The sequence below is a fragment of the Sphingomonas sp. DBB INV C78 genome, from assembly GCF_042693015.1.
In the GTDB taxonomy this organism is placed as follows: Bacteria; Pseudomonadota; Alphaproteobacteria; order Sphingomonadales; family Sphingomonadaceae; genus Sphingomonas_E.
In genome coordinates this window covers 2781694-2808366 of the sequence record NZ_CP170544.1, presented here as the reverse complement: position 1 = coordinate 2808366, position 26673 = coordinate 2781694, and the positions used below count along the sequence as shown (strand labels likewise).

At 61.5% G+C, this 26673-nt stretch carries 18 protein-coding genes; 5 read left to right on the top strand and 13 right to left on the bottom strand.

Features of this window, described 5'->3' with window-relative positions:
* Positions 1-9 precede the first annotated feature (9 nt).
* Together ACFB49_RS13100 and ACFB49_RS13095 are read left to right on the top strand one after the other, a co-directional pair.
* A complete protein-coding gene (locus ACFB49_RS13100) occupies positions 10-453 on the top strand; it encodes a nuclear transport factor 2 family protein (RefSeq protein ID WP_380871656.1) in 444 nt (147 codons plus the stop codon).
* A gap of 56 nt (positions 454-509) precedes the next feature.
* On the top strand, positions 510-2228 hold the full coding sequence (locus ACFB49_RS13095; protein WP_380871655.1) for a tannase/feruloyl esterase family alpha/beta hydrolase: 1719 nt from the start codon (positions 510-512) through the stop codon (positions 2226-2228).
* 6 nt (positions 2229-2234) lie between these two features.
* Here ACFB49_RS13095 and ACFB49_RS13090 read toward each other — a convergent pair whose 3' ends face one another.
* Together ACFB49_RS13090 and ACFB49_RS13085 are read right to left on the bottom strand one after the other, a co-directional pair.
* Positions 2235-3344 (bottom strand): NADH:flavin oxidoreductase, encoded by a 1110-nt coding sequence (locus ACFB49_RS13090; protein WP_380871653.1) that lies wholly within the window; start codon positions 3342-3344, stop codon positions 2235-2237.
* 113 nt (positions 3345-3457) lie between these two features.
* Positions 3458-4672, bottom strand: coding sequence for an amidohydrolase family protein (locus tag ACFB49_RS13085; protein WP_380871652.1), 1215 nt, complete (start codon positions 4670-4672; stop codon positions 3458-3460).
* 294 nt (positions 4673-4966) lie between these two features.
* Between ACFB49_RS13085 and ACFB49_RS13080 the strand changes: the two genes are divergently transcribed.
* On the top strand, positions 4967-5629 hold the full coding sequence (locus tag ACFB49_RS13080; protein ID WP_380871651.1) for an SDR family NAD(P)-dependent oxidoreductase: 663 nt from the start codon (positions 4967-4969) through the stop codon (positions 5627-5629).
* A 36-nt stretch (positions 5630-5665) separates the two neighbouring features.
* On the opposite strand, the gene ACFB49_RS13075 is transcribed toward ACFB49_RS13080, so the two are convergent.
* The 5 genes from ACFB49_RS13075 to ACFB49_RS13055 all read right to left on the bottom strand — a co-directional run bounded on the left by ACFB49_RS13075 (position 5666) and on the right by ACFB49_RS13055 (position 13302).
* Positions 5666-7294 (bottom strand): GMC family oxidoreductase, encoded by a 1629-nt coding sequence (locus ACFB49_RS13075; protein WP_380871650.1) that lies wholly within the window; start codon positions 7292-7294, stop codon positions 5666-5668.
* A gap of 99 nt (positions 7295-7393) precedes the next feature.
* Positions 7394-7744, bottom strand: a complete 351-nt coding sequence (locus tag ACFB49_RS13070) for a putative quinol monooxygenase (protein WP_380871649.1) — start codon at positions 7742-7744, stop codon at positions 7394-7396.
* Between the two features lie 147 nt (positions 7745-7891).
* Positions 7892-9379 (bottom strand): MFS transporter, encoded by a 1488-nt coding sequence (locus ACFB49_RS13065; protein ID WP_380871648.1) that lies wholly within the window; start codon positions 9377-9379, stop codon positions 7892-7894.
* A 20-nt stretch (positions 9380-9399) separates the two neighbouring features.
* Positions 9400-11769: a TonB-dependent receptor gene (locus ACFB49_RS13060; RefSeq protein ID WP_380871647.1), complete on the bottom strand. Its 2370-nt coding sequence runs from the start codon at positions 11767-11769 to the stop codon at positions 9400-9402.
* A gap of 318 nt (positions 11770-12087) precedes the next feature.
* Entirely contained in the window at positions 12088-13302 is a 1215-nt protein-coding gene (locus ACFB49_RS13055) for an amidohydrolase family protein (protein ID WP_380871646.1), read from the bottom strand.
* A gap of 274 nt (positions 13303-13576) precedes the next feature.
* On the opposite strand from ACFB49_RS13055, the gene ACFB49_RS13050 reads away from it, so the two are divergent.
* Both ACFB49_RS13050 and ACFB49_RS13045 read left to right on the top strand, forming a co-directional pair.
* Positions 13577-14491 (top strand): alpha/beta hydrolase, encoded by a 915-nt coding sequence (locus ACFB49_RS13050; RefSeq protein ID WP_380871644.1) that lies wholly within the window; start codon positions 13577-13579, stop codon positions 14489-14491.
* Positions 14492-14569: 78 nt separating this feature from the next.
* Positions 14570-15160, top strand: a complete 591-nt coding sequence (locus ACFB49_RS13045) for a TetR/AcrR family transcriptional regulator (protein ID WP_380871643.1) — start codon at positions 14570-14572, stop codon at positions 15158-15160.
* On the opposite strand, the gene ACFB49_RS13040 is transcribed toward ACFB49_RS13045, so the two are convergent.
* The 6 genes from ACFB49_RS13040 to ACFB49_RS13015 form a co-directional block, all read right to left on the bottom strand.
* Positions 15145-17265 (bottom strand): acetate--CoA ligase family protein, encoded by a 2121-nt coding sequence (locus ACFB49_RS13040; protein ID WP_380871642.1) that lies wholly within the window; start codon positions 17263-17265, stop codon positions 15145-15147. The two genes, ACFB49_RS13045 and ACFB49_RS13040, sit on opposite strands and share 16 nt — an antisense overlap.
* A gap of 141 nt (positions 17266-17406) precedes the next feature.
* Positions 17407-19755 carry an enoyl-CoA hydratase-related protein gene (locus ACFB49_RS13035; RefSeq protein ID WP_380871641.1) on the bottom strand — a complete coding sequence of 783 codons (2349 nt, stop codon included), beginning with the start codon at positions 19753-19755 and terminating at the stop codon, positions 17407-17409.
* Between the two features lie 99 nt (positions 19756-19854).
* The gene (locus ACFB49_RS13030; protein WP_380871640.1) at positions 19855-20655 is read right to left on the bottom strand and encodes a FadR/GntR family transcriptional regulator; all 801 of its coding nucleotides are present in this window, start codon (positions 20653-20655) and stop codon (positions 19855-19857) included.
* A 177-nt stretch (positions 20656-20832) separates the two neighbouring features.
* Entirely contained in the window at positions 20833-22080 is a 1248-nt protein-coding gene (locus ACFB49_RS13025; protein ID WP_380871639.1) for a MaoC family dehydratase N-terminal domain-containing protein, read from the bottom strand.
* A 206-nt stretch (positions 22081-22286) separates the two neighbouring features.
* Positions 22287-25508, bottom strand: a complete 3222-nt coding sequence (locus ACFB49_RS13020) for a multidrug efflux RND transporter permease subunit (protein WP_380871638.1) — start codon at positions 25506-25508, stop codon at positions 22287-22289.
* A gap of 3 nt (positions 25509-25511) precedes the next feature.
* Positions 25512-26609: an efflux RND transporter periplasmic adaptor subunit gene (locus tag ACFB49_RS13015; RefSeq protein ID WP_380871637.1), complete on the bottom strand. Its 1098-nt coding sequence runs from the start codon at positions 26607-26609 to the stop codon at positions 25512-25514.
* Positions 26610-26673 lie beyond the last annotated feature (64 nt).

Here is a 26673-nt window from a genome sequence, read left to right as displayed (position 1 = left end):
ACGGGCAATATGAGGTCGAAGATAACAGAGCTTGATCTGCCGGCGCTCGAGCAAATTCGCACGCTGAAGTCGCGCTATCTGCGTTTTGTCGATACCAGGGACTGGGATGCACTCGCGAGTCTCTTCACCGACGACGCGGAACTTGAGCCGGCGGGAACGGGTGCGGGGGGGCGGCCGCCGGTCGTCCTTGGCCCGTCTGCGATCGTGAACTGGATACGCAATGGGCTTTTGAACGCACAGTCGATCCACCATTGCTTCATGCCCGACATCAGCCTGACGGCATCGGACAGGGCATGCGGTATCTGGGCGATGGAGGACAGGATCAGCTGGCCTGACCGGTCGCTTCATGGCTTCGGCTATTATCACGATCGCTATGTGCGACAGCACGGCATCTGGCTCATTGCTGCATCGCGGCTCGAGCGCACAAAAATCACGATCAATAAGGCACGATAGAAACTGCTCCGGCAGGCACCCGGAGCCGCTCGATCAACCGGTGGAGAGGAGGGCGAATGATCAGTCCGTCGAACAAACGGCGCAAGCGCCTGCTGTCGGGAACGATGATGTTGAGCCTGGTTACCGGCGCTTATGCGGCCAGTCCTCCGTCCACGCCGGCGTCCGGGGATGGCGGCTCGCGGACCTGCGCCCCTGCCGCCTTTGCGATACGCGGCCTGGTTGTCAGGACGGCCAGGCGCGAGGCGACACCAGGTGGCGCGGCCTATTGCCGGGTCGAGGGAGAGGTTGTCACGCAGAGTGCCGACGCGCCCGCGGGGTCGGCGGTCTTCATGCTCAACCTGCCGGACAATTGGAACGGGAAGATGCTGTTTCAGGGCGGTGGCGGGTTCGACGGCGTGCTCCCGCCGCTTGATGTGCAGCAACTGACCCGCGGCTATGCCATCATCGGCACCGATTCCGGTCATGTCGGCAGCCCGGACGCACTGCTCCCGCCTTTCGATACAACCTGGGCGCTTGATGACCAGGGCCGGCCAAACGAGGCTGCGCTCGCAGACTATTTCTATCGGGCCCGATATGCCGTGAACGCAGCCGTCCGGCCGCTGATACCGCATTATTATGGACGCCCCCTGGAGCGGGCCTATTTCGCCGGCTGCTCGGGCGGCGGTCGCGAGGCACTCATCGAAGCCGAACGGAACCCGGACGACTATGACGGCTTTATCGCCGGCGATCCGTCAACGGACCCGTATCGCGGCATATCGGCCTTGGCCACAATCAACCTGCTGCTGCGTTCGCCCATCCCGCTGGGGCGACTGCCGGCAATCGATAGGGAAGTGATGCGCCAATGCGACACGGCGGATGGTGTCCGAGATGGCCTGATCCAGAATCCGGCGGCGTGCAATTTCAGGCCGGAGGCACTTGTCGAGCGTCAGATACTGACGAAGCGCCAGGCTGACGCCCTGAAGGACTATCTTTCCGCTGTTCAGGACGAAGAGGGTAAGCCGGTTGCCTATGGCGCGCCGCTGAGCGGGCTTGGTTACAAGGGCAACATCTATCCCGGCGTACCGAGCATGATGGGATTGAGCGTCTCAGCATCCGACCCTTCGCCGCCGCCATCCGGCGGCCAGCCTTGGGGAAGCGTCATGAAGGCCCCCTTGGGATGGATCGTAGGATATGGTTCGGTCGCGAATATCGTCTTCCGACAGCCCGGGATGAACGTACTTGGTAGTGACGTGCTGAACGGCAAGGGGCAGGTGACCATCAGATCTCGGCAGCTCTCGCAGCAACGGTGGGCCGCTGGAGTGGTTGCGCCGGAGCGGATGTCCCGTTTCTTTAAGCGCAATCGCAAGCTGCTGATTTATCACGGCTATAGCGACCATGTGCTCAATCCCTATTCGACGATTGAGATCTATGACAAGATGAGCCGGACCGCTGGCGACGAGCAGGCGCTCCGTCGCAATGTTCGTCTCTTCATGGTCCCCGACATGCAGCATTGCGTCGGTGGCGCAGGACCCAACACGCTCGACCTGATGCCGGTCCTCGAAGACTGGGTCGAGCGCGGAGTGGCGCCGACACAGATCGTCGCGGCCAAGCATAGCGGCGATGATCCTTCAAAGCCGGTCGAGCGCACAATGCCGATTTGCCCCTATCCGGCGATGGCCCGGTACACGGGCTCAGGCAATCTCAACGATGCGCGGAGCTGGCAGTGCGACCCCGATGACCGCAGAGCGCTCGAAACCGGCAGCGCAGGGCGCGCTGCCGGTTTACCGGCAAAGTGAGCGGGCTTATGTGAGTTCGTCCATTGCGGCGGGTGCATAAGGCAGGATGGTGTCCAGCTGATCCTGCCTGACCTTGCGGGCCCAGTTTGGATCGACCAGCAGGGCACGGCCCACCGCGATCATGTCGAAATCGCCTCGCTCGATCATTTCGATGAGCTTGTCGATCCCGGCAACCCCGCTTTCGGTACCGGTCCGCGTGGTCAGGAAGTCGACCTGGAGGCTGACGGAGCCGACAGAAATGCTCGTCCGGCCCGTCAGCTTCTTGGCCCAGCCGGCAAGGTTGAGTTCGGAATCGAACTCCGTCTCCCAGAACCGGCGCTGTGAGCAGTGAAATGCATCGACGCCGGCTTCAGCCATAGGCTCGAGAAGGTCTGCGAGCTCCTGTGGGGTTGATGCGAGCTTTGCCTGATAGTCGTGGATCTTCCACTGGGAAATCCGCATGATGATCGGGAAATCCGGGCCGGTCCGGCGGCGGATCTCGCTGACAACCTCACTGGCAAATCGAGCGCGCTTGCGTGCGTCGCCGCCATAGGAATCCGTGCGTATGTTGGTCACGGCCCAGTTAAACTGATCGAGAATATAGCCATGCGCCCCATGAAGCTCGACGCCGTCGAAACCCATGTCGAAAGCCGTGCGAGCAGCGGTGGCATAGGCGTCGATGATCTCGTCGATCGTCTTTTGACCAGATGGGCTGGCGACCCGGTTGGGCATATGCCCGATCACTCCAACCATACCCGATGGCCCGGCCAGGCGCTTGTCATAGGCTGCCTGGTCCGGGAAAGCCGCTTCCTCGCCTGGCAAGTGCGTCTGCCCGACGTGCCAGAGCTGCGGAACGATCCGGCCGCCGGCGGCATGAACTTCGTCGACCACATGCTGCCAGCCGGCGAGCGCGGCCTCGCCATAGAAGTTAGGGGCATCGGCGCCATTTCCGGCAGTGGCATGCGGTATCCATGTGCCTTCCGTGACGATGAGACCGACTTCGCCTTCTGCGCGCCTGCGATAGTAAGCAGCGACGTCCGGACCGGGAATTCCGCCGGGGCTCTTCCGGCGGGTCATGGGAGCCATGACGATGCGATTGGCGAGTGTCAGGCCATTGATCCGGTGCGGCTCGAACAATTTGGAGGCGCGATATCTGCTGCTCACCTCTGTCATCCCCTCGTACAGGTCGTGTCGGACTGAGCCGGCGGGGGAACGGATTTGAGGTGCGTTCCCGCGCGGCTGGATGTGGATTAGTGGGTGCTCTTTGGGGTTCCGACCTTGATGCCGTAGATGCGTTCGGCATTTTGGTAGAGGATTTTGCGCTGTGTTTCGACGGGATGATGGCCGAGGGTTTCCTGGGCCTTTTCGCGGACGTCGGGATAGAGCGAGGAGGGGTGGGGGAAGTCGGTCTCGAACATGAGGTTGCTGTCGCCGAACTCGCGGATGAAGGTGTCGACGCAATTGGCGTTCTCGAACCAGTAGGAGGTGTAGATCTGGTCGATGAACATCTCCTTGGGCTCGCGCTTGAAGCGGGCCCGCTGGGCGGGCGAGAGCATTTCCTTGAAGTTATGCTCGACGCCCTGGATGAGGAACGGGAGCCAGCCGGCGCCACTCTCGACGACGACGAAGTTGAGTTTGGGGAACTTCTCGAGCACGCCGGTGAGGATGAGGTTCATCACATCGACCGCGATCTGCATGAAGCCGGAGACTGCGGTGAAGGTGGCGAGTGGTCCGTTGAGCGAACGGTCGGGCAGCCGCGAGGTGCGATCGGGGAGCCACCATTTCTCCTTGTCGCCGTCGAAGGATTCCCCCGAACCGATATGGAAGTTGATGGGCAGGCCGAGATCCTGACAGGCGGCGAAGAGCGGATCCCAGGCATCCGAGCCGAGCAGCACCTGGCCGAAGTCACCCGGCTTGTCGGACATGGCGACACCGGTCAGGCCCATCTTGCGGATGCGCTCGAGTTCCTTCACCGAGGCATCGATATCCCATAGCGGCAGGGCGGCCTGCGGAAGCAGGCGGCCTTCGCCTTCGCGCTGCAGGTCGACGAGCGCGTCGTTATAGGCGGTGACGTGCCAGTGACGCAGTTCGACGTCGTCGCTGACTTTCATCAGCCGCTGCGCGCCAAAGCCGATGATGTTGGGATAGAGGATCTGGGTGCCGACCCCCACGCTGTCCATGAATGCAAGCCGCTCGGCTGCATGGGTCGCCGAACGCGACATCTCCGAAAATCGCGGAAGCGTATAGGTCGCCAGTTCCTTGCTCATGTCCGGACGGATCACCGCAGGCCCGATCATGCCAACCTCGTGGTTGCCCAAGAACCACGCCTGGTTGTTCAGATCGTTCTCCCGCACGTGCAGAACGCGGTCCCGATACTTGCTCGGCGCACGCGACGTCCACAAATCCGCCGGCTCCGCATAATGCGTGTCGATGTCGAAAATCGGCATCCGGCTCAACTCTGTCATACCTTCCCTCCAAAACTTATAGAGTTATCTCTAGATGGCTACCTGTCTTGAGATGCTCGACCATCCGTGGACCGCCGCAAAAATCTTTGAAATCAATAAGAAACGGAATTTGATTGCAAATTTTTTATGCCTACCCGCCGTCCTTCCATGCGTATCGCGGCGACTCGCGGCTTGCATCTGACCTTCCTCAATCCTAAAACAGATACCTAAATGGCTTTCGTCAATACCGCAACCACGTTTGCTGCTCGCCAGCGACGATGTGGAACGCAGGGCCGTCGAGGGGAGAATTGGATCATGATCATCGTGACCGGCGCCGCAGGAATTTTGGGCCAGGCCGTCATGCGCAGGCTCATTGCCGACAGACACGATGTTGCTGCGCTCGACCTGAGCCCGGACATTGTTGATGTCGGCCAGAAGGTCTCGTTGACGGGCATGGATCTCAACGATCGCGACGCGGTCGGCCATGCAGTCTCGGATCTCGCCGGAACCTCCGGCGTGAGCGGCCTCGTGAATGTTGCCGGCGGCTTCCGCTGGGAAACGGTGGGCGACGGGGCGGCCGACACTTGGGACCTTCTCTACCGGATCAACCTGCGCTCTGCCGTCAACGCGATCCATGCAACGCTGCCTCCCCTGCGGTTGAGTAAGGGGGTTGTCGTCAATGTCGCTGCCCAGGCCGCACTACGCGCCGCCGCCGGCATGGGCGCTTATGCGGCCAGCAAGGCGGGTGTGATGAGGCTCACCGAAAGCCTTGCTGCCGAAGAGATGGACAATGGCGTCCGCGTCAATGCGGTGCTCCCGTCAATCATCGATACGCCGGCCAACCGCGCTGATATGCCAGAGGCCGACACGGACCGGTGGGTCACGCCCGCAGCCCTCGCCAATGTCATTGCATTCCTCGTGTCGGACGCAGCCAATGCCGTCACCGGGGCCTGCATTCCCGTAACGGGGCGGTGCTGATCCCGCCCCGGCGGAGCAACAGCGCCGGTAACGTCCTCAACCTTGAGCCCGGGCCTCTTCCTTGATGAAGGCGGCAGCCCGTTCCCCGATCATCACAGTCGGACCCGTCGTGTTTCCGCTGACGAGCTCCGGCATGATCGAGGCATCCACGACCCTCAGTCCGCAAACGCCGCGGACCCGAAGCTGCGGGTCGACCACGGCATGGCTATCGCTGCCCATGCGGCACGTGCCACTGGCGTGATAGCCGATGCCAGCCGTGTTTCGGACAAATTGCTCCCAGTCCGCATCGGATCGAAGCTCGGGTTCGAGGCGGTCGACCAGGAGTTCGCCCAGGCCTGGACTGGCTGCGATCCGTTCGAGCAGCTTGCCCGCCCGCACAAGCGTATCGACATCGCGACGATCGCCCAACAGATTTGGCCGGATGACCGGCTGATCGCGCGGATCGGCGCTGCGCAACGCGATCTCGCCACGACTGAAGGCCCGATTGACCGAGACGCTCATCCCGATCGCGGGATGAGCATGCAGTGGATAAACGATGGCGGCCTTTCCCAGCGGCGGCTTTGTCGTGTCGAAGACGAAAGAGATGAAATTCACCTGCACGTCGGGATGCGGCAATTCCGGAAGCGTCTTTGCGCCTGCAATGGCCTGGATCATGGGCGAGGTGAGGATACCATCGCGCCGAAACAGATAACGCAGCATCTGCCCGGCTTTTTGGGGGAGCGTCTGCATCTGTGAATTGAATGTCGGCTTGCTGACCAGCCAGCGAAGGCGGATGTAAGGATGCTCGAGCAGGTTCTGACCCACATTCCTGCTGTCCGCGACAACCGCCACGCCGTTCGCCTTCAGATGTTCGGCGGGACCTATCCCGGACCGCATCAGGATAACCGGCGATTGTGTGGCCCCGGCGCTGATCAGAACCTCGCGGCGCGCGCGCACGTCGATCGTCGATCCATCCTTGCGCCGTGCGTTCACGCCGACGGCGCGCAGGCCTTCGAAAATGATGTGATTGGCTTGCATGTACGTGAGGATTTCGAGATTGGGCCGGCTGCGGGCCGGTTCGAGAAAACCCTTGGCGGCGCTGCAACGCTGGCCTGCCCGCTGGAAGGTAAGGGCCTTCCACACTCCATCGATCTCGCCCCCGCACGGATCGTCGCGAAACGGTAGGCCGGCGCTCTCGCAGGCCTTGATGAAAGCCGGCACCAGGGGGCTCGGGGTTCGAATTGGTGAGATGGCGAACTTGCCCGTGCGCCCATGCGATTGATAGTCGCGCTCGCCCTGCCAGTCCTCACCCTTCAAGAAATAGGGGAAAATGTCGTTGAACGACCAGCCGGGGCAGCCGGCAGCCTCCCAGGCATCATAATCGCTGCGCAGGCCGCGATTATAGGCCATGCCGTTGAGCGCGCTGCCACCGCCGAGCATCTTGCCGGCGTTCCACATGACCTGACGGTTGTTGATCGAGGGGTCGGGCTCTGCCGTATAGCACCAGTCGGTTTTCGGGTTGCCGACCAGCTTGATCACGCCAGCCGGCATGTCGACCCAGAAACCTCGTCCGCTTCCGCCGGCTTCGATCAGAATGACCTTGATGGCCGGATCCTCGGACAACCGTGCCGCAAGGACGCTGCCCGCGCTTCCGCCCCCGACGATGACATAATCCGCTTCAATCATGTTGATGCCTGCTCAGACGATTCCATTGCGCTCGATCAATTTTGACGGCTTCCCGGGCCTCCGGCGATCACACCGCCGCGGTCGACCGATGCCCTTTTGTCAATCGGGTGCGGAAAAGAAGTCGGGCCGCGGTTTGCCCGTCGCGTCGAGAACGGGTTCGAAATGATCGACGCGATATTTGGTGCTGACAACGCTGATCGGTCCGGCTGCTTCGAGCAGCTTGCGCAGGCCGCGCACGCCGGGCATCGCGAAATGGCGGGCAAGCGCCTCCGAGTCCGTATATTGCTCGAAGACGTGCACCCGGCCCGGACTGAAGGGATCGAGCGCCCATGTGTAAGCCTGGCAGTCGGAATCGGCGAGCACTTCCTCGACAACGGGGGCGAGGCTTCGCAGGATATTTTCCGCATGAGCCGGATCAAGTTCCATGACTGCGGAGATCACAACGGTCATTATCAATCTCTCCTTTTCAACATTCTGGCTGCAAGATGCTGTGAGCGCTGCAAGCACGGGGCTTGGTCGAGCTCCGCCGCTTGACCGGGAATGCCGAGATTTCGGCGATCAGATGGTTTTCATCGTTATGCCAATTCAGATACCTGATTAGCTCGGAGCGCGCAAGGCGCCGGGTGAAGCCCGGTCCCCCGTCTCATCGTTGCTGCTTCGCAATCTGGTGTCGCCAGGGATAAGCAGGGCGGCGATCATCGCTGCGCCACTCATCAGGATGAACACGATAAGTGCAGCATGATAGGCTTGAGATGCGGGGAACGTGCCAGGGCCTCTTGACCCATCGGTCACGGTCGTGGTGGCGAGGGCGATGACAAGGAATTGGGCACCGGCGGCGCCAGTCAACGAGCGTACGACCGCGAGCAGGCCCGTGGCTTCACTGACCCGTCCGGCCGCGACGCGCGCTATGATGACGGCGGGGACGCCTGTATAAAGAACCGCAGTGCCGAGCGCTGCTGACGCCAGCGCCGGGACAAGCCAGTTCAGGTCCGTGAACCGGGCGAGCGTCACGATCCAGGCTCCCGTGCAGAGCAGGGCGCCGCCGGCGATCACTGCTTTTCCGCCGTAGCGACCGCACAGCCAGCCCGCGATCGGCGCGCCGATGATCACGCTGAAGGTCGAGGGCAGCTGGAGCAGACCGGCGGTTGTCGCGGTCAGGCCGAAGCCTGCCCCCGTCCATGCCGGCTGCTGGAACAGCAGCGTGAAGAACGGAACGACCTGAAACGTGCCGAGCGCGGCAAACATGAGCGCGGCATAGGCCATGAGAATGGTGCGATCCCGTAATTCGCGAATTTTGATGAGCGGATCGGGATGGCGCAATTCATGCCACGTCCAAACTGCCAGCAGCAACAGGCCGCTCACGAGGCTGGCTGAAGTCCAGTGGCTCGACCAACCCCAGGCACCGCCCTTGCTCACCGCCAGCAGTACCAGGCCCACCGCCGGCGGAAAAAGGAGGGCGCCCGGCATGTCGATGCGGATCTCGCCCCCGGCTCGGTGCGACGCGGGCAGCATCAGGTGCACGAGGAGGGCTGCAATGAGTCCGATGGAAGAACTTACCCAGAAGATTGAACGCCAACCAAAATGGTCGACCACGGCCCCGCCACCGATCAATCCCGCCGACGTGCCGATCGCGCTGACAGCTGTGATCAGCCCGATGCAGAACGGAACCTGGCGTTCGGGCAAATGCTCTCGCAGCAGTCCGAAGCAAAGCGGCAGAATTGCGACGGCCACGCCCTGGACAGCGCGGCCGAAGATGATGCCGGGCAATGTAGGAGCCAGCGCGCTGACAAGCGAGCCCGCGACGGCAACAAGGATGGTCGCCACCAAGACCCGGCGTCGCCCAACCAGATCGCCGAGCCGCCCCACGACTGCGGCCGTTCCCGCAGCGACCAGCAAATAGGCCGTCACCAACCACCCGCTCGTTACGGGATCCCCGAACTCCTCCAGAACCGATTTAAATGCGGCATGGACCATTGTGGTTTCAAAGCTTGCCACCAGGTCGGCCACCGCCAGGGGAAGCACGATCCAGATCGATCGGCCTATCCCGCTGTCGGGAGCCTGGTTCCGGGAGAATGTGTCCGGCATATCCAGCCTCCGTCCAGCGATCAGAAGCGAACCGAGGCCTGCACACCATAAGTGCGCGGCTCGCCGTAGATGAATGTGGTCATGCCCGAGGAGCTTCCCTGCGGCACACCGCCCACCACGTAGAGTTTGTCGGCGAGATTCTTCCCCCATAAAGCGAGGTCGAATGCCTTGCCGGCCACCTGTCTCCATTCGAGGCGGCCGCCGAGCGTGGCGTAGCCGGGCGCGAAGCCTTCGTAGTTGAGCACCGTATCGGAATCGAGCGCGACGCGGCTCGTCGCATAAAGTGTGGCCGAAGCAATGAGGGCATCGCCCCGGCTGCTCAGGTCATGCTCCCAGCGTGCGGTGAAGCCGCCGCTGTGGCTGGGCACGCCGATAAACTTGCTGGCCGAGACGTCGATGCCGGCGTCGATGAAGCCGCCGTCATAGGTCGCCTTCAAATAAGCGTAGAAGGCTGAAAGGGAGAAATCGCCGGCCTGGATGAGGCCCTCTGCCTCGAGCCCACGGATCCGTCCATCCCCGACATTCTGTATGACCGCCGTCGTCGGAAGTCCTCCGGTGATCTGCCTCTGAATATCCTTATACTTGCTCGAAAATGCGTCGACATTGAGCCGCCCGCGGGCGGACCCGATTTGGTAGGTCCATTTCGCGCCGATTTCATAGTCGATAACCGTCTCGGGGCGGTATTCCGGATCGTTCGCAGAGGCGATGATCGTGTTGAAGCCGCCGTCCTTGAAGCCTCGCCGGGTGGTGGCGTAGAGGAGAAGGCTGTCGACCGGCTTCCAATCAATGCTGAAATTGTAGCCGAGATCCTCATATTTACCGGTCAGTATTCGATAGCATTGGGACGCGGGCGTCATGAGACTGATGCCGATGCCGGGCAAGGTGCAGGTATAGCTGGACAGTGGCAGCGGTGTATTGATGGGGCCATTATTGACCAGGCGGCCGAAGCTCGATTGACGCGTATCCCACGTATAGCGCAGGCCGGCCGTGATCGAGAACTCCCGGTCGGCGCCCATATGATAAGTGGCCTGAGAGAAAACAGCCCGACTGCGATCCCTGAACTGGAACGTCACGAAGTTGGACGAGGTGGTTGTCGGCGACGACCCCGTATTGCCGACACGGCCGGCCCGGAATGTATTCAGGCCTCCAGGAGATTCTCCAAGGAAATAGAAGAGTCCAGCGATGTAATCGAGCCGATTATCGAGGGCGGTTCCACTGACTTGGAATTCCTCGGTGAATTGCCGGAGATTCATATCGGGATACATCTTGACCCCGGAACCGATTGAAAAAATCGTCGGAAGACTTCCGTTCTGGGCATATCGCACATCTGTCCCATCGGTATCGGAGCCGAAATTGACCTTGACCCGCTCAAAGGCGAGGATGTTCTTGAGAGTCACATCACCGAGCTCGAGCCGTGCGGTGTCGGTGATGAGATGGATGGTGCGCGATGCGCCCAGTCCTTCCTGGGTGTTGCTGACGGTTCGCGGCCCCCGCTCATTCTGCTGGGCGAGCGCGGTCAGGAGACCGCCGCCATCATAGGTGGACGTGATTTTGCCAGGGCGGATGATGGACAGGATGAACGCGGATCCCGCCTCATCGGCATCTAGGCCGGTATAGACCAGGTCATTGGTGAAATTATCGCTGGGTTCAAACCTCAGAAACACGCGCCAGCTGTCCTGATGCTGGTCATGGAAGTCACGCCCTGCGAGATTTCTCACATAAGGATCGCGCCTGATCAAATTTCCCGACAGCCGCAGTCGGAGGGTGTCCGTTATTGGCAGATTGATCGCGCCGCGAAGGTCGAGGGCGTCGAGATTGCCGAAGGAAGCATCGAAATAGCCCCCGAAATCGGCTTTGGGTGCTGTGGGCGTCAGCAGCACCGCGCCTCCGTTCGTGTTGCGACCAAACAATGTTCCCTGGGGCCCGCGCAAAACCTGGACGGAATCGAGGTCATAGAGCGCGAAGGCGGCGCCGCCCTGGGATTCGAGTGGCACTTCAGCGAAATAGGCAATGACGCTTGGAAGCGCGCCGCCAAAGGTCTGTCCCTGGCCGCGGATGTTGAATTGCCCGCTCTGCTGCTGGCCGCTGCGCGACGTGAGCGACAGGCTCGGCGCCAGATTCTGGAGATCCTGAGCCGATGTGATCCGTTGCTCCTTCAATATGGCCGGGGTTGCAGCGGTCACGGACAAGGGCACCGACTGAAGACTTTCGTCTCTGCGCCTGGCCGTTACGACGATGTCGTCGGCGGGAGCAGGAAGTCCGGAGACAGTTGGGGACGCGGTACCGTCGATCTGTGCAAAAGCTTCAGAGGATATCACGGCGGAAAGGCAAGTCCCGGCAAGCCAAACGAGACAAATATTGTTGAGACGCGTGGATGCATCAAACCCCATTATCCCCTCCGATCCCTAATCATTGTAATTTTATGTGCAAATCAGGATGCCGAGGTTGATCCTCGATCTTTCGAGATTTTGCGGGAAAGCTTTACGGTCTGCATTCCTGCAGGTGGATTGCCTGGATTGATCCGGCCTGTTCGAGATCATCTCTGCAGGGGAGCCGAGAATGCGGGATTGCCGGGGACGTCAACGCGGCATCACCATCAGGCAGCGAATCAGATAACTCTATTGGATAGGGGTATCTGATTCGCTGCGTAGTGACAAGAGCCGGCGGGGGAACGGATTTGGGTGCGTTCCCGCGCGGCTGGATGTGGATTAGTGGGTGCTCTTTGGGGTTCCGACCTTGATGCCGTAGATGCGTTCGGCATTTTGGTAGAGGATTTTGCGCTGTGTTTCGACGGGATGATGGCCGAGGGTTTCCTGGGCCTTTTCGCGGACGTCGGGATAGAGCGAGGAGGGGTGGGGGAAGTCGGTCTCGAACATGAGGTTGCTGTCGCCGAACTCGCGGATGAAGGTGTCGACGCAATTGGCGTTCTCGAACCAGTAGGAGGTGTAGATCTGGTCGATGAACATCTCCTTGGGCTCGCGCTTGAAGCGGGCCCGCTGGGCGGGCGAGAGCATTTCCTTGAAGTTATGCTCGATGCCCTGGATGAGGAACGGGAGCCAGCCGGCGCCACTCTCGACGACGACGAAGTTGAGTTTGGGGAACTTCTCGAGCACGCCGGTGAGGATGAGGTTCATCACATCGACCGCGATCTGCATGAAGCCGGAGACTGCGGTGAAGGTGGCGAGTGGTCCGTTGAGCGAACGGTCGGGCAGCCGCGAGGTGCGATCGGGGAGCCACCATTTCTCCTTGTCGCCGTCGAAGGATTCCCCCGAACCGATATGGAAGTTGATGGGCAGGCCGAGATCCTGACAGGCGGCGAAGAGCGGATCCCAGGCATCCGAGCCGAGCAGCACCTGGCCGAAGTCACCCGGCTTGTCGGACATGGCGACACCGGTCAGGCCCATCTTGCGGATGCGCTCGAGTTCCTTCACCGAGGCATCGATATCCCATAGCGGCAGGGCGGCCTGCGGAAGCAGGCGGCCTTCGCCTTCGCGCTGCAGGTCGACGAGCGCGTCGTTATAGGCGGTGACGTGCCAGTGACGCAGTTCGACGTCGTCGCTGACTTTCATTAGCCGCTGCGCGCCAAAGCCGATGATGTTGGGATAGAGGATCTGGGTGCCGACCCCCACGCTGTCCATGAATGCAAGCCGCTCGGCTGCATGGGTCGCCGAACGCGACATCTCCGAAAATCGCGGAAGCGTATAGGTCGCCAGTTCCTTGCTCATGTCCGGACGGATCACCGCAGGCCCGATCATGCCAACCTCGTGGTTACCCAAGAACCACGCCTGGTTGTTCAGATCGTTCTCCCGCACGTGCAGAACGCGGTCCCGATACTTGCTCGGCGCACGCGACGTCCACAAATCCGCCGGCTCCGCATAATGCGTGTCGATGTCGAAAATCGGCATCCGGCTCAACTCTGTCATACCTTCCCTCTCCTTACTGGCCGGGCCGTCCGGCGGTTCGGGCCGTCGCGCGATCGTCTTTCAGCGGTTGCTGCAGCGGCTCGATCGATTCGCATCTAGCGGTGGTCCAGCGACTTTACACCAAAAATCGTTCAGTATATCGGGTAGACCGTTCAGGGCCTGTGTCGGCGCGTCATATGCCCCGGACAGGCTCTTGCCGGCCAATCCAGAACGAAAGTAACGCCCCGTGACCGACAGCTTTGAACGACCGCCAATCGCCGCCGAGCTCGCGGCATTGCTCCCCGCGCTGGACGGCTATGTCCCGGTCGGCATGACACAAGCCGACCTTCCGCGTTTTCGCGAGCTCAGCACGGTTGAGCGGGCCGACCTGATCGGCGATGCGCCCGTCAACTGCGTCGATTATGTTATTCCCGGCTTCGACGGCGCGGAGATCACAGTGTCGGTGATCACCCGCAAGGATCACGCAACTGCCGGCCCGGGGATCTACCACATCCACGGCGGCGGCATGGTCATGGCCAACCGGTTTGCCGGCGCCAGCGCTCTGGTCGACTGGGCAATCAAGTTTGACGCTGTCTGCGTCAGCGTGGAATATCGGCTTGCTCCCGAGCATCCAGCCCCGATCCCCGTGGAGGATTGTTACGCCGGTCTGCAGTGGATGGGGGCCAATGCCAGCATGCTCGGATTTGCCCCCGAGCAACTCGTGATTTTCGGAGGAAGCGGGGGAGGAGGGCTTTCGGCCGGGACGGCCTTGATCGCCCGTGACCGGGGTGGTCCGCGGCTCATGGGCCAATTGCTTCAATGCCCGATGATTGATGACCGTGACTGCACGGTTTCCTCGCGCCAATTTGACGGTGTGGGAGTTTGGGATCGAACGAGCAACAATACGGCCTGGAGGATGATCCTCGGCGACCGCTGCGGAACGACGGACGTGTCCGCTTATTCCGCTCCGGCGCGCGCTGCCGAACTTGGCGGCTTGCCGCCCACCTTCATCGATGTCGGTGCCGCCGAAGTCTTCCGTGATGAGGCGGTCGCTTATGCGTCGGCCATATGGGCTGCGGGCGGTGATTGCGAACTTCACGTCTGGGGCGGCGCGTTTCACGGATTCTACGACATCGCGCCCGCGTCACGACACGCACAGGCTTGTGTTGCAGCTCGCGAGTCCTGGCTCGAACGACTGCTTCGCCCTTGACCCGGCTTTGATATTGCTATCCGCCACATCGGCCGATAGGCGAAGGCCATGGTCACGGCTTCCAGTAGCAGCGGCAGGATGGGACGGCCGCGGGACAAGAGTGTCGACCGGCGTATCCTGGCTGCGGCGATCGAACTTTTTGTCCGTGCGGGCTGGCAGGACTTTGCCATCGAGCAGGTCGCGCGGCGTGCGGGCGTCGGCAAGGCTTCCATCTATATTCGATGGAGCGACAAGGAAGCGCTGCTCCAGGATGCCTTGCTCACCTTCTTCGCGCCATGGCCGGTAGCCCCGACCGACAATTTCCGTGATGATCTGCGCGCGCTTGTAACGCTCGTCCTCGACGAGCTTTCCGCGGATATCGGCTGGTCGATCAGCCGTGTTCAGTCGGATCCCGTCATTCCCGAAAGCGTGGCTGGCCTATGCCGGACGCTGATAGCGCAGCGCGTGGCGGTCGTTGAACGCCTGGTCGAAGCAGCCAAACAGCGCGGAGAAATCCCCGCCAGCGCGCCGACCCGTCTCATCATGGAAGCGATCACCGGCGCTGCACTGGGCCATGCCGGCCTGGCGCGTTATGGCGAGCCCCTCCCGCAAAAAGGAGAAAATCACGACGACTTTGCGCGTATCCTGGTCGACTTCCTTTATCCGGCATTCTGTCAGCGGGCGGGCTGACCAGACCAGATCGCAAGCGCGTCGAGGCATTCAACGTCGCTGCCATGGACCCGCAGCGGGTTGATCTCGAGCGATATGAGATCGGGCCCGAGTGCGATAGCGGCGTCACCGATGGCGGCAATCACCTCCGCGAGCCGCGCCCGGTCGACCGCTTGCTGACCGCGATATCCGTCCAGCAGCTTCTGTGCCTTCAGGCGGCCCAGCATTCTCTCTACCTGCGGTGCCGTGACGGGCAGGACGGCAAGATCGGCATCCTTCAATATCTCGACCCAGATGCCGCCGAGCCCGACGGCGAGAACCAGACCCCATTCGGGATCTCGGGCCACGCCGACGATGAGTTCTACGCTCGCGTTACGCATCGGCGACATGATTATGCCCTCGATCGTGGCATGGGGTGCGCGAGACCGAACTCGGGCGAGCATCGCATCATATTCGTCCACGGCGGCGTCCACCCCGGAGACATTGAGCGTGACCCCGCCGACGTCGGTCTTGTGCGCGATATCGGGCGAAAGGATCTTGAGAGCCAGCGGCCCGCCGATCTCGCCAGCGAACTTCGCTGCATCTGCCGGCGACCTTGCGATCCGGGCCGGTATGACAGGCACGCAGCGCGAGGCCAGATAATCCAGTGTCTCGCGCTCGTTGAGGGGGCGGCAGTCTGCAGGAGATGGATCGGCATCCGGATTCCCATCCGGACCCACATCCACCCCTTCGCGCGCCTTGGCCGACCAGCGGAAGGCTGCACCGACGGCGGCCATCGCATGGCCAAGTCCTGCGGACGATAGCGGCATCCCGGTCTGACTGAGCGTGTCACGGCCATAATCGCTTACGCTGAGATAGGTTTGCGGCATCAGAAAGCCGGGTACGCCTGACCGTTCGATGCCGGCCTTGAGATGCGCGATCACCGGGCGGCCCAGAACATCTCCCTCCGGTGTGCGCGCCAGATCGTAGCACGCCGCCACAAGTGCGACGTCGGGGTCTTCGCCGACGAATGCCAAGGCATCCTCGAACGCCTGCAGGTTCGAGAGAACACCACCCGTCACGTCGAGCGGATTATGCCTCGAAGCGTAAGCGGGAAGCGTGGCGGCGAGCTTTTGCTTCGTCGCCTCGGCAAGTGTAGCGAAGCGAACGCCCTGGGCTTCACCCAGATCGGCTATCATTTCGCAGGCTCCGCCCGACATGGACGCCGCGGCGAAGCCGCCTTCACCGAGAACACCGGTGGTCGCGATAAGGTTGGCCGTCTGGAGCAACTGTTCAATAGTGTCGACACGGATAATGCCGAGATCGCGGCATATGGCGTCGAATATCCTGTTGTCGCCGACCAACGCGCCCGTGTGGGCCTGTGCGACCTGCGCTGCAAGTTCACCGACGCCCACCTTCAGCAAGACGATCGGCTTTTGCGCGGCAAGGGCGCGCCGGGCTGCCCGGATGAAGTCATCAGGGCGACGGACGGATTCGGCGAAAACCGCAATGGCGCACGTTGCAGGATCGTCGACCAGGAAGTCGATCGCGTCCGACATGTCCACCATAGCCTCGTTGCCCAGCGCGATCACATGCGTAAGGGCGACATTAGTGGCATGAGCCGTGTTGCTGATGATGGCTGCGGTCGCACCGCTCTGGCTTAGGACGCCAACCTTCGGGGCAGGCAGGATGGGAAGCGTCAGCGGGATGGCCGATAGCGCGACCCTGTCGACCAGATTGACAAAGCCGAGGCTGTTGGGTCCCATCAGCGTCAGGCCAAGCGATCGCGCAAGGTCGAACAGGCGAGCCTGCTCGGTCGCGCCTTGTGCGCCGAGCTCCGCAAAGCCCGACGTGACGACAACGCCGTTCATAATGCCGGCACTGGCCATATCGTGGAACGTGTCCTCGATCGCGGCGGCAGGTACCATCACAAAAGCGGAGTCGACCGGATCGCCGATTGCGGTGGCACTTTGCGCCACGGTGCTGCCATGGACGGATCCGCCGCGAGGATTGACCAGATGAACCGGGCCGCCGAACGAGATCCGTTCAAGGGTCGTGAGGACGAGTCTCGCCCAAGGGTTCTTCTCTGATGCGCCCAGGATCGCGACGGACCGCGGCGCGAAAAGATCCCGCAAGGATGTGCTCATAACCTCTCCATCGCCCGTTCAGTTTGCACGCCGAGCGCTTCTTCGCGCAGATAAGGGGCCAGCCATCCAGGCGTGACACCATCTGCTCCTAAACAGGTATCTCAATCAAGTCCAACCTGGAATGTGCTGGCCAAAACGGAGTTAGCGATTTTTCCAGTTCGGCGGACGCTTCTGCGCAAACGCCGTCATGCCCTCGATCATGTCCTCGCTGGCCAGCAAGGCGTCAAGGGCGGAAGAATGAAGCATGGGCGCTGCGGCATCGTCCGCGTCGGCGCAGCGGTCACCTTCGGCGATCAGCTGAAGCAGCACGCGAACGGATGTCGGAGAAACCGCCGTGATCTCCCGCGCCAGGGCGCGCGCCTCCTCCAGTACCTGGCCCGGTGCGGAAACGCGATTGATGAAGCCCAGGCTCCGCGCCTCCGCCACATCCATGCTCCGGCCGGTCAAAAGGAGCTCCATGGCAATCTTGCGCGGTATCTGGCGCTGGAGCCGGATCGCGCCGCCAGCGCCAGGAACGACGCCCACGCGCACTTCCGAAAGGGCGAAGCGAGCCGCGGGATCGGTAACGACCAGATGTGCCGCCAAGGCAATCTCAAGCCCGCCTCCGAAGGCTGCCCCGTTGATCGCGGCAATGAGCGGCTTGGTCCACCGGCGGCTGGTAATTCCCGCAAATCCGGCGAGGGGAAAGATCGTACGGCCGTTCGCCGCTCCCTTGAGATCTGCGCCTGCGCAGAAGGCCTTTTCGCCGGCACCCGTGATGATTGCCACCCACAGATCCCGGTCGGCCTCGAAGGCATCGAAGATCTCGTTCAGCTCATCATGAGCGGTCTGCGAAATGCTGTTGCGCTGCTCCGGCCGATCGATCGTCACTTCGAGGATGTGATCCCGGCGGTTGACGATGACGGTTTCGTAATTGTCGCGGAAGCCGGCGGGGTCGACGGAAAAGGCCGCGTCCAGAACCTGCTCATCGAATGCGAAGCGATTTCCTTCGGGGCGATGGCAGACCGCAATTTCGCGGCCGATCGGATCATTTCGCGACATCTCGGCCAGCGTTGCAGGATCCGCCGGATTGGCCAGAAAGCGCTCCCCGGTGCGAAGTTCGCCGATCACGAGCCCGAGCGCGGGCATCCCCTTATCGTACTGGACCGTATAGGTGAGGATATGTCCCTTTCCGTCAGGCATCTTGGCAATGCGTGGTGCCGGACGGCGATCCAGGGCGATCTGGGCCGCCGCACGGGCGGCCGGGCGCCACTCGCAAGGCTCAATAGAAAGGATCATCGCGCCATATTTTGTAAGATATCCCCCATTCGCCCCGACGAGGCCGAAATCGCCAGGGGATGCGCGCAGCAGCTCCATCATGGTCGCGACCGCATGCATCGAATAGTTGTTGCCGGGGCCTCCGAAATAAGGAAGGCCGCCCGTGACGGTGAGGCGCCGCGGATCGTCCCGCGCCAGGCCCAGGCCGTCAATCGCTGCCGCAAAGACGGCAATCGGGAAGCAGCTGTAGAAATCGAAATAGCGCATATCTGCGGGCGACTTGCCGGCGATATCGAGAGCGGCCTGGAGTGCCGCACCGATGGCAACGGAGCCACCGAGATCCTCGCGCTCCAGGAGATCCCGCTCCTGGGCGAGAGCGAAGCCATGAATGAACACCCAGCGGCTCTCGGGAACTCCGAGCTCGCGCGCTTTCGCGACCGACATGACCAGGACGGCCGCCCCCTGGTTGACCTGATCGCGCGCAACCAGCCTGAGCGGATAGGGGTCTGCAATCATGCGATTGCGCTCGCCAGGGGTGATCAACTGCTCGACTGAGAGAGCCGGGCCATCAGCGCTCGAATAGGGGTTGGCCGCCGCGACTTCGCTAAACGGTCTGAAGAGCTCGCCCATTTCCCGGCGATATTCCTCGATCGACAGGCCAAGCCGCGCCCTGCGGGCATTCTCGATCAAGCCGTATCCGGCGGGGGCGGAGCGCAATCCGTGATCCACACCTTGTCGCGTCACGAGCCCCTCCAGCCCGCGACCCTTATCCTCCATTTCTCCGTCAATCCGTTCGGACCAATCGGGTGTCTCTCCGGTCGACTTCAGCTGGCGAACGGTCGAGAGTGCCTCGCCGCCAAAAGCCAAGGCCACGTCTGCTTGTCCGCGGGCAATCCGGTCGGCTAGTTCCCCTAGAAGAGCGACGGGCGATTGCCCTCCGGTCTTCTCCAGAATGGCCGCGGTGGGGCTCAATCCAAGCCGCTTTGCCACAGCCAAAGGAAATTTGTCGGGCTTGCCGAAGACGGACGGGGCAGATGTTGCGTCCTCGAACGTGCGGATGCCTCCGACGAGATCGATCTCACCGATAAGCCTGGCAGCACCGCAGTCGGCGAGCGCTGCCTTTGCCGCAGCCGCTGCAATCTCAACGGGAGAATATCCGCGATAGTCCGCCGAGCCAATTCGATCCACCGCCTGGCCCGCACCGACCAGGACAGGCGTTCTATCGGAAACCATGCAGTACCCCGGAGCTTCTTCAGTCGACCTAAAAGAGATCACTCAATAGCCCTCTGTCAAGAGGGGCGTACGCTTTTCCGCGAGCTTTGGTCCTCATCGTCAGCGACGGACCTGCGCGGTGCTGACGGCGTTGCCCGCGACCGTTTCGCGCATCCAGATAACCGACTGCTGGGCCGAGCGCCGGGCTTCGATAGTGGCGATCGAGATATCGCTGTCCAGGATGGCATGGGCAACCTTGAGCCGTCGCTTGCTTGCCTCCTCGACGCGCTCCGGCCGTCCCCGGAAAACGTCCAGTTCGGGCGCAATGGTGCTGACGAGCTGAAGAAGGATGTCGAGATAGAGGTGTAGGACCGTGTTTCCGCTCGCTTCGCCGATCAGTTCGCCGAACCTGCGCTCAGCCCGCAGGAAGTCTCGATAGGAGAGCGGTTCCTGGAGCCTCTGCTCCTCTTCTTTGACAAATGCCTCAAGTCCCTTGCGGGCGGGAGAAGAGGAGTTGCGGGCAGCGAGTTCGACAAGTGCGACACGGATAGGTTCAATGGCCTCGAGAATATGTTCAAGACCTGTGTCACGTGTCTGGAGGAAGACGGCAGCCCGATGGGCGACCGCCGAGAAGGTTGGGCGCTCCGCAAAATAGCCGCCCCCCACACCCCGCCTGACACGGACGAGCTCCTCCTGCGATACCAACCCTGCAGCCTGCCGCAGCGTCGGCCGGCTGATGCCGTAGCGCGTGATCAGTACTTCCTCGCTTCCGATCAGTGTACCGGGGTCGACTGCAAGGGAATCCGCCCGCAACGCACTGACGGTACGCAGCACGGCAGAATTGCGGGTGCTTTTCTCTCCGATCAGCAACGGCAGGTTGTCGCCGCTGAGCAAAGTTTCGTCTTCTCCCTTTTTCGACATGTGCCGCCAATCCTCGTTGAGTTGGGTAATTCTGTACCCCTAGCCCAGTCCAGCAACAAGGATCCTATCGCCAATTATACGGAAATCGACGAATTCGGTTGATGGCGTACGCCATTGCGGCATCTCTATAGGGGCCGGACATCCCAGCCCCGCGATCGCCGACCGACGGGCTGATCGTCAATCGCGAAACGACGTCACTGCCGGTGCCGGCGGGAGGCGCACCGGTCCGGTCCGGCGGGAGGCGAGGAGAACTGTCACGCTTGCCCGCACATTTTCCTGTCCGCGCTGGTTGACGCCCCTGACTTCGATCTCCACCGACGGCCCCCACGGCGCATCAGGTGTGACCTCGACTATCGTGCCTGACAGCCAGGTGGTATCGCCAACATAGTTGAAGTTTCGCAGCTCATATCGCAGGCGATACAGCCAGGCATCATTTCCCATGAAGTTCGTGACTGCCTGACAGACCATGACGTAGCGCATCGGGCCGATGTCGTAGGTTCCGAGAACGCCGACCTTCTCGGCAAGCACCGGATCCCAGTGGACGCGCTGGATCGTGTCCCAGGCGTTGAACTCGTTGCGCGAGTAGAAGCCCTTGAGACGCTTTCGGTTCTCGTAGGCCAGCTTGAAGGGCGGGTTGCCATAAGTGAGCCAGCCGGCGCCCATGTGGAAATTGATCAGATCGGTGATCGTCAGCGGCCCCTTGACCATGACCGGAAGCTGCATGCCCGGTGAGACATCTTCAATATAAAGTGTATCCGCGCCACGAATATATTCGGCATCATAGGCTGCCTCTATTTCGGCAAGCTGCTCATCCGAATAATATGCCGCCTCGTCCTTGGTCTTGGCTGCCTTGCTCTTCTTGGAAGATTGCCGCTCGGCATGCACGAACCAGCGCGAGCTGGTCACATAAACATTGTCGTCCCGATCCCAATAGCAGTTTGCATTGTTCACAATCACGCTGCGGCTGGCGAAGCTGCTAACCTTCTCCTCGACATCTGCAACCCATTCGGACTTGAACAGTTCGGTGCCTTCGACGATCGGCTTGTGATAGAAATATTCCGCACCCGAATGATAGAGTTGAACGCCACGAAGCGCGCCACGCGTCGCCTGCTGCAGATCAGATGAAACGGTGCGGGTCCGGTCCCATCCCATTGACCATTCAAAGCCCGGAGGGGCGACCGACGCACCCCAGCACGACCCGCGCGCAATCTCGGGGTTGGCGTAAAAAGGATTGGCGTCGCCGATCGACAGGGCCCATCTGCGAACACAATCCGCCGTCGCCGTCGGATTCCACGGGAAATCCGTATACCCTTTTCGGAGAGTCGGGTTCGGATAGCCGATTCGCATCCGCATCTTTGCGATGTCATCGTCCGTGATCCGTCCACGGATTAGCCCGTCATCGACCTTCTCGCGCGTATCGCTCATGAATGTCCTTCAAGCTTTGAGCCGATTTTCCAGGCTCAATTGCGGTTGTTGCGCAGGCTGTCTTGCGAAGCACATGCGCAGTCTGTCTCCGCTTTCCTACGGACCTGCCCCTTCGACCAGCGGAGGTTGAAGCTAAAACAGGTAGCTCTATTATGCAAGGGCGATGGGAGGCTGGGTCCACGCGAGGTCAAGATGCCGGCCAGCCATCATTCGAGCAGGCCGCCGCCAGGACGATGCGACGCATTCGGGTGCTCTGCCCTGCCTGGCGAAAGGCGTTCGTCGTCCAGCTTTGGCCGCAATCCCTGCTTCAGCCATCGCCGCACGGTCGCGTAGAATAGGGGCGAGAAAAAGATGCCGAGGACTGTCGCGGCTATCATGCCGCCCATGACACCAGTGCCAACAGCATGGCGGCTGGCCGCGCCGGGTCCGCTTGCGACAACAAGTGGGATCATGCCGAGAATGAATGCCAAGCTGGTCATGAGGATCGGGCGCAGTCGTTGACGAGCACCCTCAGTTGCAGCCTCGATGGCCGATCGTCCCGCCTTTTCGTCCTTCAGTGCAAATTCTACCACGAGCATGGCGTTCTTCGCAGACAGCCCGACGATCGTGATCAGCCCGACATTGAAATAGACATCCGCGGCCAGGCCGCGGCCAAGCGAAAACACAACCGATCCCATGACCCCTATCGGCACCACCAGCAGCACAGCGAGGGGAATGGTCCAGCTATCATAGAGTGCCGCGAGCAGCAGAAACACCACGATCAGTGATATCAGAAGCAGCCAGATGACCTGAGCTCCGGCTTGCTTTTCCTCATAAGCCGCCCCCGTCCACTCGAACTGCTGGTCGCTTCGCAAGGTGGTGCGGGCAAGGCGTTCCATCTCCGCGATCGCGTCTCCTGAAGCGGATCCAGGGGAAGGTTGCCCGGAAATCGTCAGCGATGGATAGCCGTTATATCGCTCCAGTTGCTGGGGCGCATCGATCCATTGCACTCGGGCGAATGCGGAGAACGGCACCATTTCTCCGCCACTGTTGCGCACGCGCAAGTCAAGGACATCGTCAGCGAGCATGCGGTGGTCTGAGTCTGCCTGCAGGAAGACCCGCAATACATTGCCATTCAGGGTGAAATCGTTCGCGTAGGCCGAACCGAAGGCGATCGAAAGCGTGGCGTTCACGTCGGCAATCGAGAGCCCCAGTGCACGTGCCTGGATACGGTCGATCTCCACGTAAAGCTGGGGTGCATCCGGCTGTGCTTCGGAGCGAACGCCGGCGAGCTTCGGATTGCGTGCCGCCGCGGCAACAATGGCATTCTGGGCGTCGAGCAATTCCTGCCGGTCCCCCGAGCGGGATTCCAGCTTCATCGAGAAGCCTGTAGCATTTCCCAGCGCTGGAATAGGGGGAGGCGACAGGCCGAATATGGATGCGTCGGGTATGTCGGTGACATAACTCATAACGCGGCCGATGACGGCATCGGCCGAATTCTGCTGGCCGGGCCGCTCGTCCCACGGCTTCAATCGGACGAAGCTCAATGCCGCCGTTTGGCCCTGGCCGAAGAAATTGAAGCCCAAGACTGATACGATCCCGTCGGTTTGCGGCAAGGTGCCGAGATATTTTTCGGTCTGGTCTACTGACAGGGCTGTGCGCTGAAGCGTCGCACCGGGCGGTGCGTCGAAGTTCACAAAGATATAGCCCTGATCTTCGTTGGGAAGGAATCCTCCAGGCAATCGACTGAAGAGAAATCCGGTTAGCAGGAGAAGCAGGGCAAATACGGAGAGCCAGCGCAGCGGACGGTTCATGATCCGGCGGACGCCGCGCTCGTAGCTTAGCGTTCCACGTCCGAACTGCTCATTGAACCAGCAAAAGAAGCGATCGAGAGCGAGACGGCTCTTCGAAAAGCGGGAGTCATCCGCCGCGCCGGGTATCGGGGACTGCGGACTTCGCAGCAGGGTTGCGCACAAGGCAGGTGTCAAGGTGAGCGCAAGCAGAGCGGAGAATAGAATGGAGACGGACAGGGTTACCGAGAATTGTCGATAGATACCGCCTGTGGATCCCGGGAAAAATGCCATCGGGATGAAGACGGCAACCAGGACAAGCGTGATGCCGATGATGGCGCCCGAGATCTGCCTCATGGCTTTGACTGTCGCCTGGGGAGGCGAAAGTCCCTCTTCAGCCATGATGCGGTCGACATTCTCGACGATCACGATCGCGTCGTCGACCAGAATGCCGATCCCCATCACCATGGCGAATAATGAGAGCGTGTTGATCGAGAAGCCGGCGAGGTAGAGGCCAAGACATGCGCCGAGGAAGGCAATGGGAACCACGATCGCCGGGATCAAGGTCGCGCGCCAGCTTTGAAGGAAAAGGAACATCACGAGGAACACCAGCACCATCGCTTCGATCAGCGTGTGAACCACGCTTTCGATCGAGGCATTGATGAACGGGGTCGTGTCGAAAGGAATGCTCCAGGAATAATCGGGAGGGAAGGAGGTCGCCAGTTCGGTCATCCGGCGGTGAATTGCGCGCGCCGTCGCCACGGCATTTGCCCCGTTTGACATCTGGATCGCGATGGCAGCGATTGGGCGACCGTCGAGATTCGCTTTGAAGCCGTAATTTTCTGCACCAAGCTCGACGCGAGCCACATCTCCCAGCCGGACGGTGGCTCCGTTCGGCTGCGACCGGATTATGATCTGACGGAACTGGTCGGGCGTCGTGAATGTGTTCTGGCTGACGACCTTCGCCTGAAATTCCGTGCCAGGGCGGACGGGTTGATCGCCAAGCGAGCCCTGCGGCGTCTGGCTATTTTGTTCCTGCACGGCCGCGAGCACTTCTCCCGGCGATATCGCGAAACCCGCGAGCCGCTCCGGATCCAGCCAGATCCGCATCGCATACTGGCTACCAAAAAGCGTAACGTCGCCGACGCCTTCGATACGGCGCAGTTCATCGACGATGTTGTTCGAGGCGTAGTTGCCGAGTTCGACATCAGTCGCACGGCCGCTTCGCGAACTGAGGGCGACCATTTGCAGGAAGCCGGAATTGGCCTCCTGAATCTGAATCCCCTGTTGGCGAACCTGGGCGGGGAGGCGGGGTTCGACCCGGCTCAATCGAGCCTGAATTTGCGAACGGGCTATATCGAGGTCGGTGCCGGGGGCGAGGGTGATGGCGATTTGCGCCGTCCCGTTGGCTCGGCTTACTGAGTTCAGGTAGACCAGGTTCGGCACGCCGTTCATCTCTTTCTCGACGACCGACGTCACGTTGTGATCCAGCATGACGGCATCAGCACCGGGGTAATTGACCACGACGTTCAGCGTCGGTGGTGCCACGGACGGGTATTGCTCGACTGGCAGCCTGGTCAGGGCAATCGTGCCGGCGAGCGCGATGAAGGCCGCTATTACGCAGGCGAAGACAGGATGTTGTACGAAAAAGCGGTTCATGCCTCAGCGTGGTTCCGGGGCCGGGCGCGCCCGGACCTTGTCGCCATTGCGCACCTTATGCCAGCCGGCCACGATCAGCCTGTCTCCGGCGCGTAGTCCTGAGCGAACGATCCACCGGTTGCCGACCTGGGACCCCAGGTCGACCATATGGATCGAAGCCATGCCTTTGCTGTCGATCAGCGTGACGCTTGCCTGACCATTCTGCATGTGAACGGCGCGCGAGGGTATGGTGATGCCGGACTGAAAGACACCAGCCGTTATCCTCCCGCGTACGAATTGGCCGGGCAGCAGAATATTTGCCGGATTGGCGAAAGTGGCCCGAAGAGTCTGGCTGCCGGTCGAAGGGTCTACCGAAAGATCCGCGAAATCGAGATGGCCGACATATTCGTAACTGCGCCCGTTTCCCATGGTCAGTCGCACCTCGATGCTGCGCAGGGGTTGGGATGACAGCTCGCCCCTGCGGGCTTGCTCCATCAGGGTCTGCAGGACGGCGCTAGACTGGGTGAAGGTCGCATGGATCGGGTTCAGCTGATCAATGTTCGTAAGAAGTGTCGCATTGGTCGCGTCGACCAGCGCGCCTTCCGTCACCTGGGCGCGGCCTACCCGGCCTGAAATGGGCGCCCGGACGGTCGCGTAGCTCAGTTGCAATTCTGCGCGTGATAGGACGGCGCGCGCATCGGCCACGCTCGCCTCGGCCTGGAGCCAATCGGAGCGAGCCCGGTCATATTCCAGCGCGCTCACCGCATTTTCCCGCACCAACGGTCGATAGCGCGCTAATACCTCGGCAGTGTTGTCGCGCTCGGCAACGGCGCGCGCCAATATGGCGCGCGCCTGGGCAAGCTGCGCGCGCTTGTCACGCTCGTCGATCCTAAAGAGGGCCGCGCCGGCAGGCACGTCACTCCCTTCATCGAACAGGCGGCGCTCCACAATGCCGTCCGTCCGAGCTCGGACCTCAGCAGACCGGACCGCTTCGATGCGGCCGGGCAACTCGATCACATTCGGAACGGGCTCCGATCTGATCCGCACAAATTCAACGACCGGTGGCGGAGGACCAGCCATTTGTGGGTCGCTGCAGCCAGCCAAAGCGATCGTGACGAGCATCAGGGCTCCGACACCTTCGCCGCGCACCGCCGGCTCCCTCTGTTGATCATTAGGCACGACGAAG